The 14488-nt window shown below is 35.8% G+C and carries 13 protein-coding genes; 9 read left to right on the top strand and 4 right to left on the bottom strand.

What is annotated here, in order from left to right; genetic code table 11:
- Positions 1–19: 19 nt before the first annotated feature.
- From ACTJKN_RS02630 to ACTJKN_RS02640, 3 genes are all read right to left on the bottom strand, one after another.
- A complete protein-coding gene (locus tag ACTJKN_RS02630) occupies positions 20–571 on the bottom strand; it encodes a DUF4276 family protein (RefSeq protein ID WP_440822423.1) in 552 nt (183 codons plus the stop codon).
- The gene (locus ACTJKN_RS02635; RefSeq protein ID WP_440822425.1) at positions 571–1752 is read right to left on the bottom strand and encodes an AAA family ATPase; all 1182 of its coding nucleotides are present in this window, start codon (positions 1750–1752) and stop codon (positions 571–573) included. The genes ACTJKN_RS02630 and ACTJKN_RS02635 overlap by 1 nt, the downstream gene beginning before the upstream one ends.
- Before the next feature lie 252 nt (positions 1753–2004).
- Entirely contained in the window at positions 2005–2709 is a 705-nt protein-coding gene (locus tag ACTJKN_RS02640) for a class I SAM-dependent methyltransferase (protein WP_440822427.1), read from the bottom strand.
- Positions 2710–2966: 257 nt separating this feature from the next.
- Between ACTJKN_RS02640 and ACTJKN_RS02645 the strand changes: the two genes are divergently transcribed.
- From ACTJKN_RS02645 to ACTJKN_RS02680, 8 genes are all read left to right on the top strand, one after another.
- Positions 2967–5036 carry an AAA family ATPase gene (locus tag ACTJKN_RS02645; RefSeq protein ID WP_440822429.1) on the top strand — a complete coding sequence of 690 codons (2070 nt, stop codon included), beginning with the start codon at positions 2967–2969 and terminating at the stop codon, positions 5034–5036.
- Between the two features lie 130 nt (positions 5037–5166).
- On the top strand, positions 5167–6315 hold the full coding sequence (locus ACTJKN_RS02650) for a hypothetical protein (RefSeq protein WP_440822431.1): 1149 nt from the start codon (positions 5167–5169) through the stop codon (positions 6313–6315).
- A gap of 467 nt (positions 6316–6782) precedes the next feature.
- Positions 6783–7019, top strand: a complete 237-nt coding sequence (locus tag ACTJKN_RS02655; protein ID WP_440822433.1) for a hypothetical protein — start codon at positions 6783–6785, stop codon at positions 7017–7019.
- Positions 7020–7386: 367 nt separating this feature from the next.
- The gene (locus tag ACTJKN_RS02660; RefSeq protein WP_440822435.1) at positions 7387–8316 is read left to right on the top strand and encodes a hypothetical protein; all 930 of its coding nucleotides are present in this window, start codon (positions 7387–7389) and stop codon (positions 8314–8316) included.
- Positions 8317–8318: 2 nt separating this feature from the next.
- Positions 8319–8771, top strand: a complete 453-nt coding sequence (locus ACTJKN_RS02665) for a hypothetical protein (protein ID WP_440822437.1) — start codon at positions 8319–8321, stop codon at positions 8769–8771.
- A gap of 1 nt (position 8772) precedes the next feature.
- Positions 8773–10821, top strand: coding sequence for a hypothetical protein (locus tag ACTJKN_RS02670; protein ID WP_440822439.1), 2049 nt, complete (start codon positions 8773–8775; stop codon positions 10819–10821).
- 55 nt (positions 10822–10876) lie between these two features.
- The gene (locus ACTJKN_RS02675) at positions 10877–11923 is read left to right on the top strand and encodes a hypothetical protein (RefSeq protein WP_440822441.1); all 1047 of its coding nucleotides are present in this window, start codon (positions 10877–10879) and stop codon (positions 11921–11923) included.
- Positions 11916–13247 carry a hypothetical protein gene (locus ACTJKN_RS02680; RefSeq protein WP_440822443.1) on the top strand — a complete coding sequence of 444 codons (1332 nt, stop codon included), beginning with the start codon at positions 11916–11918 and terminating at the stop codon, positions 13245–13247. Before ACTJKN_RS02675 ends, ACTJKN_RS02680 begins: the two co-directional genes overlap by 8 nt.
- Before the next feature lie 445 nt (positions 13248–13692).
- Here ACTJKN_RS02680 and ACTJKN_RS02685 read toward each other — a convergent pair whose 3' ends face one another.
- Positions 13693–13911 (bottom strand): helix-turn-helix domain-containing protein, encoded by a 219-nt coding sequence (locus tag ACTJKN_RS02685; protein ID WP_440822444.1) that lies wholly within the window; start codon positions 13909–13911, stop codon positions 13693–13695.
- A 310-nt stretch (positions 13912–14221) separates the two neighbouring features.
- Here ACTJKN_RS02685 and ACTJKN_RS02690 point away from each other — a divergent pair, with 310 nt between their 5' ends.
- The gene (locus tag ACTJKN_RS02690; RefSeq protein ID WP_440822445.1) at positions 14222–14371 is read left to right on the top strand and encodes a hypothetical protein; all 150 of its coding nucleotides are present in this window, start codon (positions 14222–14224) and stop codon (positions 14369–14371) included.
- The last annotated feature ends 117 nt before the right edge of the window (positions 14372–14488 follow it).

Raw genomic sequence — 14488 nt, forward strand, 5'->3', positions numbered from 1 at the left:
TAATCTCCATTAGATTCGCTTAATTAATCGCTCTATCAAATTTGGCAATAAATTCCCTAAAGTGTTTTGATCGCTCCAACAGTAGCTGACATTCTAGTTTTGCAAACAATTCAGGATTGTGTACTTCGTTGTAACGTTTATAAATAGCTTTTAAAAATTCCTTTGGCTCTTCAATTTCGTGCGGAGCGCCGACTTCAGCACATTCGCAACCGTAATGAACGCGAAATGTAGCCAGATCACAAAGAATCAATGCCTCAATTTCATATATATTCAACATATATACAGCCTTTTTATCAACCACCGTCCTGAATTCCCGGAAATATTCCAAGCGTTTTTTAAGTTCTACCCTATTACTGAGCAAGGCATCCAAATCCCTGATAAATACTACTACATCCGGCTTTGAGAATTCAAATTCTTTTCTAAGTTTATTCTTGGTTTGCTGGTGATCCAGCATGGAACCATGAATGTTAGAGATGAGATTCTTAAATTCCAATTCAGGATACATTCTCGACAATAAATTCTGGACACTTTTCGTGTCGTGCGGAGATTCGCCTACTAAACCTACCTTCACTATTCCTCGAGATCAGAGTTCATCCAATAATCACTCAAGTACATATCTTTCATAAAGTATTTAGCTTTAGTCAACTGTTCATGGGACAATCTTTTTACTCTTGTTCCTTCATTTGCATTAAACGAGCAGATATGAACGGCATCCAATTCCTCTGTTGTAAATATGTTTAATGCCTGTGGTGCATGTGTAGTCACGATCAACTGATTATGCTTGCTCACTCTCTGCAGAAATAGCATTACCAGGTGAAATTGATGGGGATGAATACCAAGCTCCGGCTCCTCCAACAAAATAATTTTATCTTTTGCCGGCATCAGTTTTAGCCTATTATCAAAATGACCGGATATCAAAATTTCAGCATAAATATAGAATAGCCGTTTTGTGCCATCGCTTAGACTTGAAAATGGCAACCAGCTTCCATGCACATAAAAATCTAGTAAAATGCCTTCAACTTTGAGCGATGAATTCTCCAGATCCTCATAAAATTTGTAGTTTGGATTTAACCGTACTTTTTCGATAGGTAAATAGACACTGATATCAGAGTTAATATTTTCTAATATGTCATCAAAAGTAAAATTAATAACTTGATCTAAAAGGTCCTCTGAAAAAGAATTCTCCCTATCCAAACTATAAATCTTTAGTAACAAAGAAGTAAATACACTGGTTATGAAAAATGAATTCTCGGTACTCGCCTGAAAAAGGAGATCCTCACTCGTTCCATTTTCTAGTTGTACAGAAAATCCCAAAGGAGTATTCAGTAAAAGATCAAATCCCTCCTTGTCTATACCATGAGAGATGAGTTGAACACCCTCCAGTAGCATAGGCATTTCATTTTGAAACTCCTTCGCACTGGGAAAAGTTTTGTATCCCTGCTCTGATTTATAGATAATCAACGGATCACTAATGAAAAATCTGGATAGTGGCTTGTTCTTATTTTTTATCGTCTTTAAACCCTGAGAGGCAGATATCTCACAGCCATGTTCGCCACCCAATTCAATTTGAAAACTGAAAATTCCGAATGTTTTAAAGTCCAGTTGCAGTACGTTGTATAGGAAGGATAAAAAATTAGTCTTCCCACTTCCATTCTTTCCAATGATGATGTTTAACGTCGGCTTAAACTCAGTTTCCACACTGCGTATTGTCCTATAACCCGCTAACTTAGCCTTTTTGAGATATGTATTCAACTTCTTTATTTTAGATTCTGGATTCAAACAAACTTACGCAAAATTTTAATTCTCTTGGATAGCTCGGTACAAACAGAGCTTAACCAAATTATTGATATCTATTAAAATGATCCTGGATTTCGGACTTTGCTGAAACATAAGTTTAAAGTGAGCTCATCTTTCTAGATGTTTGCTCCGGAATAGGTGATCACTTTAAAGCGAAATGGGGTGACAGCTGATGGATATGCTATGCTAAACTTTTTAAATCGGATATTATTTCCGCACACACCATGTGGTCATCGCCCTCATGTTCTGTACATTCGTCGTCTTGATGGGCTCGTGAAGTTGTCCCCCAAGTTTTTTGGTGAGCCTGACCAGCATTTCCTGGTTAACCAAGAACCGTTCTGATCCGTCCGGAAGAATATACCTGCCATTTCCGATAAAACGGACCAGTGATTCAATACCGATTTCCGAGGCCAGGCGACAGAAGAAATACCCACCGGGTTTAAGTACACGCCACATGGCGCTTAACATCGCTTCAAAATGTTCCTGGTTTTCTGCAAAGTGCAGTACGGCAGAACTAACAACCAGATCAAAACTTTCATTTTCAAATGGCAATTGTTCCACAGGCCCTATGCTGAAACTTTCTTCAGGATTGATATGGGGAAAGGCACTGGCCAGCTTTTTAAGCTCTGCTATCGCTTCAGGATTTTGATCTACCCCATAAACCTGTGCACCACTTCTTAAAAAGTAAAGCAGGTTCCTTCCCGTTCCACATCCAGCATCTAAAACAATTTTGCACTCATCATAAGTGCCTTTTAATAACTGGTCGAACATATAAATGTCAATGTTTCCGAAGGTTTCCTGTATATGCTCGCTTTTCATCTCTGGAGCAAAGATACCTACAAATAGTCCGGGATGAAAATCATTGCCCAGAGAAACGACAGCGTTAGCACTTGGTCTTGTGCAGCAGCGCATCGCCCCTATCCTATTTACTTTAGCGGGTTAGTTCACTTCCCGGAAAAGAGCAAAGACTCCCAAGCCTATTTATTAAGTTAGTGAAACACCTTGGCATATTTCCTTATAACCAACCGGAACTGCTCAGTCGGCGTTAAACATAGTTCATCAATTGTATTTAAATCTACAATCTCAAAAAAACGAGCACCTGTTGAAAAATCAGATAATTTAGGTGAAAATAATCTAAATTGTGCACAAAATTTAATCTCTCAATATACATGAATTTTCTTCGTCTACAGGATACAATAAACAAGTCAGAGTTCATACAGAATGGTCGACCTGCTATCTTTTTAAATCAACTTAAGGATGTAAACATCATTATCGGAGCTAATAACAGTCGGAAAAGTCGGTTTTTACGGAATATTATCAAACTTGAATCAAAACTTTTATTAGAGGGTGATTTTGATCTCAATCAAGATTATTTGGAAAGTCTAGAAATCTTTAAGCCACTTGTTGCGGTTTCTGCAAAAAGTATCAATGAACATATTATTATGGTGGGTTTTAGCGGATCGATTGATGAAAGCCAGGCTTCACAAGACCTGAATAATTACTTTTCTGTCCACAGCTCGCCAAATAATTCGTTACACTTGGGAAAGCTTGCCGAACACCTAAAAAACATTAACGATCAATTACTACTTACTATTGTTGAGGAGGGATTTTCAGAAATTAAGAAACTCATTTCACTGGTAATGCCGGTGCTCGACTGTCTTTTTAAGATGTATACTCAAATACAAGATGCAGGAGATTGCAACCCGTTTCCTGCTGCTTCCGGAAACATTGCATCCAACATTAGGTTAACCCTGCCTAATACCCCAGAGGGAGATTGGGTCGAGCACGTTGACCTTAAGCTTGAAATTTTCAGAAAATTAATTGCATATTTAACTAAACTAAATACGCTAAGTTTTGAGCCTTTTCGAAAGGCTATGGTTTATATTCCTGTTCTTAGATCTTCAAGGATGCTTGAAGGAGTTAGTGGAGATGTTTTCAAATCAACTTTAATCAAGCAGCATGGTCTCGCAGACGTGCCCTCCCTCAGTATTGAAACCGGTCTTGATTTATATGACAAGATCGAACTGGCACGAAATGGATCAAAAAAAGGCCGACAGGACTTTACTGAATTTGAGTCTTTTATAAGCGAGGTATTCTTTCAGGGCAGAGAAGTTGATATTGTTGCTCAAAAAAACAAGGGTAATAGCGATAAACATATTCGCCTCTCTATTGCAGGTGAGATGGACGATGTTGCCATTTATGATCTTGGCGATGGCGTTCAGGCAGTGATCAATTTGTTGTTTCCAATTTTTACCGCGCCTGACAATTCGTGGATTTTCATAGACGAACCTGAAAACAATCTTCATCCGGGTTTTCAAAACATTTTCATTAAAGCGATTTCGGAAAACACCGCTATTTTGAAAAAGAACCATCGGTATTTTATCAATACCCATTCAAACCATATACTATCTGAAACCCTTCTGAGTACTGCGGATACCGAGATATTAGTTTTCAGCCGTAATGACGAGACTTCTTCCTCGATTAGATCATTTGCAGGCAATGAATATGCTACCCTTGAAATGCTCGGCGTTTTCAACACCTCAGTACTGGTCAGCAACTGCACCATCTGGGTAGAAGGCGTCACAGACAGATTGTATGTTCGAGCTTTTATGTACGCTTATTGTAGTTGGGAAGAAAATGCAAGGCTCGCCCCCATTGAGGGAATGAACTTTACTTTTATCGAATATGCAGGTTCCAATCTAATCCATTATGACTTCATGGATAGTTCCATCGATCCTGGCGATCAGTTAGTAATGCGGGAAATCAAATCTTTTTTTGTTAATTCAAATGTATTTCTGCTGGCCGATTCCGATTTTAACAAAGAACTCAAACATGAATTCTACAAGGCAATAAAAAAGAAGAACTTTAAATATTTCAACACTGAACTTCCGGAAATTGAAAACCTCATAACTGATCGCATCTTAAAAAAATGGTTGATAGATGAGATTGGTTGTAAAGAGCAAGAAGTGAACTCATGTTTTACTTCTCGAGATGACTCATTGAAGTTAGGTGCTTATTTTACAGACAAGTTTTCCTACGGAAAGAAACGTTTTAGAAAATTCACTTCTGAGGGCCAAGGAGGTACACTGAGGGGAGACTATAAAAAAAGTCTTGCCGAGTATGTATACAAGTCTATCTTGGAGAAAAAGTTTACCTGGTCCGATTTAAAGGAAAGCTTAGTAATTCCCAAGCTAGTTACGGAACTATTGGATTTCATTGACAGCAAAAATTTAGTATAGAAAAAGATATTCAATTTACTGTTTTTTGTATGGGCTACGACGTTGAAGACAATTTGCTCTTTTCGATCTGGTGGCTTACAGTACAATTGCACGAGCAGTAATTCAACCTAAATTTGGTATATATTTATTTATGGGAAACGCTATCGATGACCTTCAAAACCTTTTTAATGAGGCTAAGGCTAAAAATGAATTTGAATTTGTGATGACTTTGCTCAATTACAAGAGCATCGGATCTCCCCAAGTACAGGCTAATCTACATGAATGGTTTGAGGCCATGCAGATGTACATTGAACTTTACAATCAATATTCAGGGAAGGAAAAAACAAGAATGGCGGCACTGTTATACTCCACGTTTTTTGAGAACAGCGACTTTTATAACATCATAGGAAATTTGTGTCGAGGTATATTAGGGATGAGGGCGACGTCTTACCTTTTTTGGAAGACTAAAAAGCATGAAAGATTGCTTGGCATAGGCGAAAAACAAGATTTCTTGATAGAATTGCTTACCGATACCGCGAAAAATTTTATCGTTGAGTTTTTTCAAAATATTCATTATCCCAGTATCCGAAATTCTTTTTTTCATAGTTCATATTCGCTACAAGATGATCGGTACATTTTACATGATGCTGAAATTAATATTAGCGGCGTAATATACAAGTCGTTTGATACGGGCAAATTTTTCTATCCATTGGTAGATGAAGTGATCATCTTTTTTATCGCATTTCAGAAAAATTATTTAGATCATTTTAATTCTTATCAGGAGGATAAACCGATAAATAATACGCCGTTGGGTAAAAATGGAGTAATCATTGGCACGCCAAATGGTCTAGGAGGAATGCGTTTTTTTAAAACGGTTAGCTTTTTCGGTGAATGGCATGACTCAGGCTTATGGACTGATGAAAGATTTGGCATTTTTGGTGGACACAACCTTACTTTTAATTTTGCGTCCATTGAGCAGATTGAAATCGATGAACGATTAAACTACTATGAAAATAAAGGGAATATCAGGGTTACTGATGCTGCCTTTTTTAACTTGATTGATAAAGTTGTTGAGCGTAATTTGGAGGATGAGTTATACAGAACTTCTAAACTATTGATAAAGGCAGGAGAAATAAAAGAAGCCATGATGATCGAAGAAAAGAACCCTCATAAAAAAAAGTCATTTCCAAAAATGATCCTTCCTTTTTATAACAGGGCGCTTGAATTACTTGATGGCCTAGGAGATACCCAAACTCTGGCAAGAAAAATTAAAGAATTGGAGGAAATACACAATAGTTAAAGCTATTGCAAAAATCAACGATTTCTTTTTGTTAATGGCTTTGGTTTGGCGGTGGCCTAAATAAAAATTGAGAGCAATAATTACCTAGAAGAACTTATGACAACCTAAGACTTCAGGATGTATACAATAGTTTCTTGCCGTTTCGATAGAATGTCCTTTCACACTATATGAGAAAACCTACCGCTTAAATATTTAGAGGATTATGAGCCTTCTAGCTCAATCGCCTTATTATGAGGTAAATATGCTTTTCTGATTTACAGAAGCTATTTTTGAACCTCAAAATTTTCTCTTCACCACGAGTAATTTGCGTTGCGCAGCTCTTTGGAAGATTTTTCATCTTTGTAGATTCCATTTTGGGTCATCCACCATAACTATTCAATTAAATCTTCTCGGGTAATATATCGATAAGAATTATTATCGGACTCGGCGGCCCCGGAGGTGTAAGTTCTGCCAAAACACCCGCCAGAATGGCAAGCGCTTTGCGTGCACAAAAATCCACAGACCCAAAATCAGATATTAACGAAGCCGGAGGGAGAATCTCTGCCAGCAAAGGACCATGTAATAAATCGTATCATAAAAAAAGAAACAGCATAACAGCCACTATAATCACCAGCAATACACCCCCATTGCAGTTCTTCTGCAAGAAAACTACCACTACCAGAACAAAGATGGAAGTTTCAGCTTTATCGAACAAACCGGAATAAGCTAGAATTTCCAAGTCGCGAAAATGAGATTTGAGCACTTTAAAAACAACATCCCACCAACCCAAACAAAATCCTATACCGCACATTCACCATAAAACCCCGGCGCTTCTGGAAATGGTACCAAATGATTTTCTATAATGAAAGATTTAGATTACCTATTCTAGTACAATAACTTTACAACTTGTCCAGTTGTCGTAAAATTAGATGATCAGTATATACGGAAGCATTAATAAATTCAAATCAGATTAAAAAAATGATCGCATTTCCCACAAAACATCACTTAATCTTATAAGAGATATTAAATCATTAGTAGAACTCATTTACATTCTTAAAAGCTTTGCATATATTTGAAAAAATAGTATAAATTATGTTCTCAACCGATATTGGGCCATTGGATGGTAAGTCTTGGGAAAGACTTTGTCAATCAACGCTCAAAATAAAATATTCATCAATTGGTTATCAGGAAATACCAGCATCACCTGGTGACTTTGGTATTGACGGTTTAATTTCATCAACTGGCGATGTTTATCAATGTTACAGTCCTGAACAAAACTACCCTCATAAGGAACTATACGAAAATCAACGATCAAAGATTACTGACGATATAGGTAAACTAAAAACCTATGAAAAAGAGATTAAACAACTTTTGAATGGAGTTAAGATTAAAAGGTGGATTTTCTTAACTCCAATTGTTACAAGCAAAGAGTTACGCGTGCATTGTAATAAAAAGGCTAACGAATTGAAGGAGTCTGGAATATCTTTTATAGATCCAGAAATTGAGGTCTTGATACATGATTACGAATACTTAAACCCTGAATTACAATTTTCTTTAAGTGTAGCAAAGCAAAAACTTGACTTCAAATCTAATTTGCAAAACCATGATAGCATGGTAGAAACATTTCAGAAAAATAAACCTTCATTGATAAATAATGCACTATCAAAACATACAGCAAGGTTTCAGACTGCTACCAGGGAGACTAAAGAGAAGGTTGATAAATTTGTATATCATACAGTCGATTATTTTTTAAAGGGAGAAGATATCATCAAAAAATGGGAAACAAGTTTTGAGGTTCAGTACCAAAATTTCATAAGAGTTGTCAATAATTTTGAAAACGAAGTTGAGGATTTATGCATTAATCCCGCCGAAGATAATAATCAAAGGTATCTTAAGATTAGAGAGGATCTTAAAAAAAGACTGACGAACGAATTTAGCGATTCCCTTTCAGAATCGATGATTGACGAACTAACCCATCATGTCATAGCAGATTGGATTTTGCGATGTCCGTTATCATTTTAAAAATGGCTATACAGAAATTAACATTTAACAGGAAGCCTACTCCGCTGAATCCCGAATTTAGGCCGTTATATAAAATGTGTGTAATTCTCCTAATCCTAAAAATATCCAGTAGAAGTAATACCTCATCACTTTTAAAACTGCATTTCTTTAGCTGGATGATAAAAAATGAGGAGCGTCGTAAACAGTTAATTAGTATTGTTGAAGATGGAAATCCTCAACTCCCAATTTTTAACATAGAACCATCATTGAATCAGGCAATTTTATTTCTTTCCTCAGAAGGATTGATCGATACATTAGTAGATAGATTCAAATTAACAGAAAAAGGGGGTGCCCTTATTGGTGAAATTTTGGATGATGCAACAGCATTTGAAAAAGAGATTGGCTTTCTAAATTTGATCGGGAAGAAGTTTAATGAGAAAAAAGTTGATGAATTGTTAAACCACTTATCAAAATAACATGATAATAATAAAGGCTTTAAAGATTGAGGCAAAAACAAAAAATGGTGAATATGGATCGTTCCAAGAATTCAAACAAGGCCTTAACATCATCGCTGCAAATAATTCTTCGGGAAAAAGTACGCTATTACAATCTATACTTTACTCACTTGGATTAGAAGAATTGCTTGGTGGTAGAAACGAAAAAGCTATGCAGTCAGTGCTAAAGGATTTTATTGAAGTTGGCAATGAAATGATTCGAGTAAATGAATCAACTGTCTTTTGTGAACTCTCAAATGGTCAAGAAACGATAACCCTAAAGCGACACATCATTAGTCAAAACAAAAGTAATAAACTCATCAGTGTATTCAACGGTTCTCTCCTACTTCAAGAGAATGGGCGAGCTGACTTCGATGAACGATTGATGTATGTGCATGATGCCGGTAGTGCAATGGACGTAAATTTTGGGTTCCACATGTTTCTAGAAAACTTTTTAGGCTGGCAAGTCCCAGAAGTTCATTCTACAGTAGATGATTCTGAGAAGAAGCTATATCTACAGACAATTTTTGCATCATTTATTATTGAGCAGAAGAAAGGTTGGTCAAATTTTTTGGCAACTATTCCCTATTTCGGAATAAAGAGTGTTGAAGCCCGTGTTATAGAATTCATTCTAAAGCTAGACTCATTTCAAATCGAAAACAAAAAAGCTAAACTAAAGCAGAACGAAAAAGATCTTGAAACTAAATGGTTCTTAAATTGGGAAATCTTTAAAAGCTTAATCAATAGAGGATCTATTTCTTCAACATCAATACAAGATACACCACATGACATCAAATCCTCAGAACAGGTAACATTATACTATCCTACCCCAGACGAAAACATTGAATTTACGGAGTATTTAAAAAGATTATTAGAAAAATATAATGAAATAAAAGATATCGATGTAAAAACTAGTGGCAATTTAACAAACCAGAGGCAAAATGAATTGAGCATCTTAACAGAAAAGCTAAATAGGTCTATTTTTGCCTCAGATCAATTGAATTTGGAAATATTCAATGAAAGAAAAAAATTAGAGTTATTGAAGAATCAATTACTCCAAATTGAAAACGATCTTTCTAAAAATGAATCTGTTGCAAAAATCAGTAGGCTTGGAGGCATTGTTTCACTAGACATCGCAAAGGGTATTTGTGCTACCTGCCATCAAGCCGTTAGCGATAGTTTATTGCCTCAAGATCTCCTCCAAAAACCAATGCTAATCGAGGATAATATTGAATATTTAAAGTCACAGAGGCAGATGGTCAATGCATTTATCAAAAGCAATAGAGACTACCTACTGGACATAGAGGATAAAAACACAAAATTTCTTCGTCAAATTTCTGATCTAAGATCTGAAATAAAATCAATAAAGAAAGAATTAATCACCGATGACAGAATTCCTTCTGTTTCGCAAATCGAAACCAGAATGGAGCTGAGAAAACAATTGGAATTCTACTACAAATTAAAGGCTGAGATCGATCAACAGATTGTGAAAATAATGGAAATTGGGGCTGAATGGACTGACACAAGGCGACAATTGAAAGATTTACCAAAAAATTCATTCTCCGTCGAGGACGAGAAAAAATTGGATTTCTTAACAGCAGAGGTCAAACGGCTACTAAATAAATATAATTATAGTAGTAAACCAACAAATGAGGTTAAAATTTCCCGAGACAAATTCATTCCTACTATTAACAATTACAATATTGCTTTCGATTCATCAGCAAGTGATTTAATTAGATCCATTTGGGCTTATACATGCGCATTATACTCTACTTCAGAGAAGTTTAACGGAAATCACCCAAAACTCCTAATCTTTGACGAACCAGGGCAACATTCAATGTCAGATAAAGATTTGGAAATCTTTTTCAAAGAATTAGCTACGTACAAGTGCCAAACAATAGTGGCAGCTTCTTTCAATAATGATGAAAATATATTTAAATCTACAACCCTGGGCTTGAGGTACAATTTAATAACTTTTGATGGAAAATTGATTAAAAAGCTAAGTGGAGATCAGTCATCTGCTGTTGCTTAGAAGTTTAACATTTTCTTCAAAACTAATTTATCTAGAATTAAATACTCGGAAGCCTATGCCAAACAAATCAATATCACTAAATCAGCAACTCGAGGAGGAATTAGAGGAATTCTTACATAATGAAGGTATGTTCTGTCCTCACACTCATATGGGACTAACTAAATTAGTTAACCAAATCTCAGCATATAAAGAGGAAGGTAAAAATTTGTTTCCGGAAGTGTATATTACTGATAATTTGAGTTCTATTAGGACAACCCTGATTAACGCCGAATTTATCAAGATAGGTACAGGCGGAAGGTTACCCGGTATAATATTAAGAGCATTAAAAAAGTGTGCACCCCTTGCTTTCGGGGGATGGTGTATCTACGTTCTTAGGCATGAAGATAAATTTGAATTCGGGCTATTCCGAGCTGGAGCAACTATTATTTCAATGCCTATATTTAAAAACATTATAGAGGATGGTAACGTTGAGGAAACATTAATAGCCGTAAGACAAATCGCTGAAAAAATTGTTGAAGTAAAAGGTGTAAAAGGGAATGTTTTAACCATCAACTTTGGTTTAAGTAGTACGATGGACGATTCAATAATAACGGCACAGAATGATTTTGTTAGCCAGTTACTTTCTAATGCGGATACTAATGTCAAGGAACAAATGAGTACCTTTTATTCTCGGCTTTTTCTTTATGTCATGCAAAATGGTCACGGGAATTTAAGTGTTGTTGTTGATTCTAAAAAATCTTATCCGAAAATACTGACTGACGGAATAGTTTTGGAAAAACCTATCTTTGTAGATGAGGTAATAAGTGAATTAAATAAGATGCTCAGTGCTGTAAATACATTAGAATTAAACTCAAAACTCAATGGGGCTTTCAATATTATAGCTGGAATGCTAATGAGTGACGGCATAACAGTTTTTTCTAATAAAGGTGGCGTTTTGGCATATAATGTTTTTATCAAACATCCAAAAGATGTAGCTGAAAACCTAGACGGAGGTGCAAGAAGTAGAACATTTGCAGTTTTAGAAAATAAATTATCTACTTCGATTAAAGCAATATATATACAATCACAGGACGGTAACACTGAAAGTAAAAAACATGAGTAATACAAGTTTATGGAAAAGTAATAGCGAGATTACGATATCTAAAAAAGAGGACATTTCTTCAGTTCTCGACATCGCTGTTCAACTAAAAACCTCGGACAGAAATCAGATAGTTGCAGCTTATGAGAGTGGTAATTACCAAATGTTGAGCAACTACGTTTGGAATAAAACTATAACTGCCATAAAATCACAGCTTGCCAAAATGGGCGGAGCATTTGTAGGAGAAATGCTGGATAGAGAGGACATAACAGACTTCACAAATCTTCAACACGTAATTACAGATTTTGATGCTCTGCAATTGGCAAAAGACTTAGGATTAATATCTAACAAAAGTGCATTTCGTCTAAAGCAGAGTATGGATTTGATAAGTCATTTCAATGAGGCAGAAGAGGAAAGTGAAGAAAATGAAGAAGATATAGAGGAATCTTTCACTAAACTAGATGCACAGACCGTACTTGTATCATGCATTCAAAGCATCTTAGGGCAACATAAGGTTGAATTCAGCTTGAATTTCATGGAATTTCGGGATTCCCTTGAAGAAAGCACATTGACAGACGAAGATAATAATGTCAAAAAACTTTTAAAAGCACCTTATTTTTTCAAACGTGCTACTTTGAGAATTCTATTATCAATGATTAAGACAAAGCAAAGTGCTCAACTCGAAAATAGTCTAGCAAATGTTAATCTCATTATTCCCAAAATTTGGACAGACTTCAAGTTGCCAGAAAAGTGGCAAATAGGAAAAACATATGCAGAAGTTTATACGGAGGGGAAATCAACGGCAGTAAGTGGACTGAAAAAGCTTTTACTAAAAGTGAAAGGATTTGACTACGTACCGGAAGATCTTCGTTCAAATGCTTTTATTAAAGCTGCAAATGATATTATTGGTGTCCATGAGGGTAGCAACAATTTTTATTATGAAGCAAGTGCGGTGAGAGCTCTGGCTAATATGGGCAGTGTCATACCAATTCCTGCTTTGCCTTTAAGCATAAGTGCCACCCTCTGCGTTAAGTTAGGTAATCAGTGGGGAAATTCTTGGGAGGCCCAGGGGCCTGCAAACGATATTTTAAAAAACGTAACAAAGGATCGTTGGTTATATTACTTCGATGAATGTTTATTGACAGACCACCGTGTACTGTATAAATTACTACAAAGTAAACCATTATCACGTTGGATCGATTTTATCGGTGGCTTAAAGGATATGAATTTAATTGTAGAATCGATAAAAGATCCCAATGTAAAAAATCTACTGAAGGCTAGCTTAGCAGCCAAATCATTAGGAGTAATAAAAGCGGTTAATGCGATAATTGAGGAATACGATAAATAAAGATACTGTCAAAATAAATTTGATAGTTAATTACTTTTTAATTTCAAGACACAAATTATTAACTAGTTAATTGATTACAATAAGTAAATATCAATCAAGTTTGTCAATTTCTAATAAGGTTAAAGCTAAAGAGTTCATGTAGTATATATGGATGTTCTTCCATAATTGGATACGAGTATTTTATAGAATAGTTATTCTGCCCATTGGAAATTACTGGTAAGGACGAATTTTTTTTGTCATTTTCTATATCAGCATGTACCCTTCAAAACTGGAAGTAGAATTTGACAGTTAAAAAAGATCTCACCAGAACGACTTATTTCCTAACTAAACCTGAGTTAATAGACAAAATATACTTGTTAAGCATCAAGACAACTTTTAATTTGCTTTGATTAATAATGAGATTATTTGGCTTCTAACAACATTGTGAAGGTAAATTCAGACTCGCTTAATAATCTAATAACTCCTTAGGATGAATACCTAGTCCTTTCGCCAGATCTAATAATGACAATAATGTTGGATTTATTTTACCGTCCACATAACGTTTAATATCACTGTGCTCCAAATCGCAATTAGCAGCAATTTTTCGGTAAGACATTTTTTTTGCTTTTTTTATTCTTGCCAAATTTTCACCAAACCTCTTTAAATTGTTCTCTGAGTCATTCATATAAATTAACTTTTGAGAAATTTGGACTAAAAACATAAAAAAATTGTTGTGCTTTAACACAACAATTACTATATTTGATTAGTAATTAAGGTATTAAATAAGAGTCTCGCTTGCTAAATTTCGACAAATGCAATTGAACGGGACAATAGATTAATGCCTATGGCGATATTTTGCGTATTTTCGAACGCACTATAGCGCTATGGGCTCTATTGTAAATCCGTTTCTCAGGCCGTCGAAAGCCTTGCAAGGTGGTATTTAGAGCCCAGCTATAGTGCTTTCCATACCAAAGACTCGTATCACCAATACGAGCATGAAAAGAAAAAACAATCAGGCAACCCACCCTACACCATTCCCACTGGTGAACGGTATTGCCCTGTTTTTTCCTTTCCACACACAAAAACCCCATCCCTTCTACCCCTTTGACCGGCTTTACGCGCTCAAGCCCAAAAACCCCATCTAGCTTTGGCATAGTTCTGCCCCTCTGGTTGCAACAGGTTCTTTAATAATGTATCGGACGGGCAGAACTATGCCACAACAATACCACTACATCAACCCAAATCCACCAAACCAAAAAATT

The sequence above is a fragment of the Pedobacter sp. 22163 genome (genome assembly GCF_052045595.1).
In the GTDB taxonomy this organism is placed as follows: domain Bacteria; phylum Bacteroidota; class Bacteroidia; order Sphingobacteriales; family Sphingobacteriaceae; genus Pedobacter.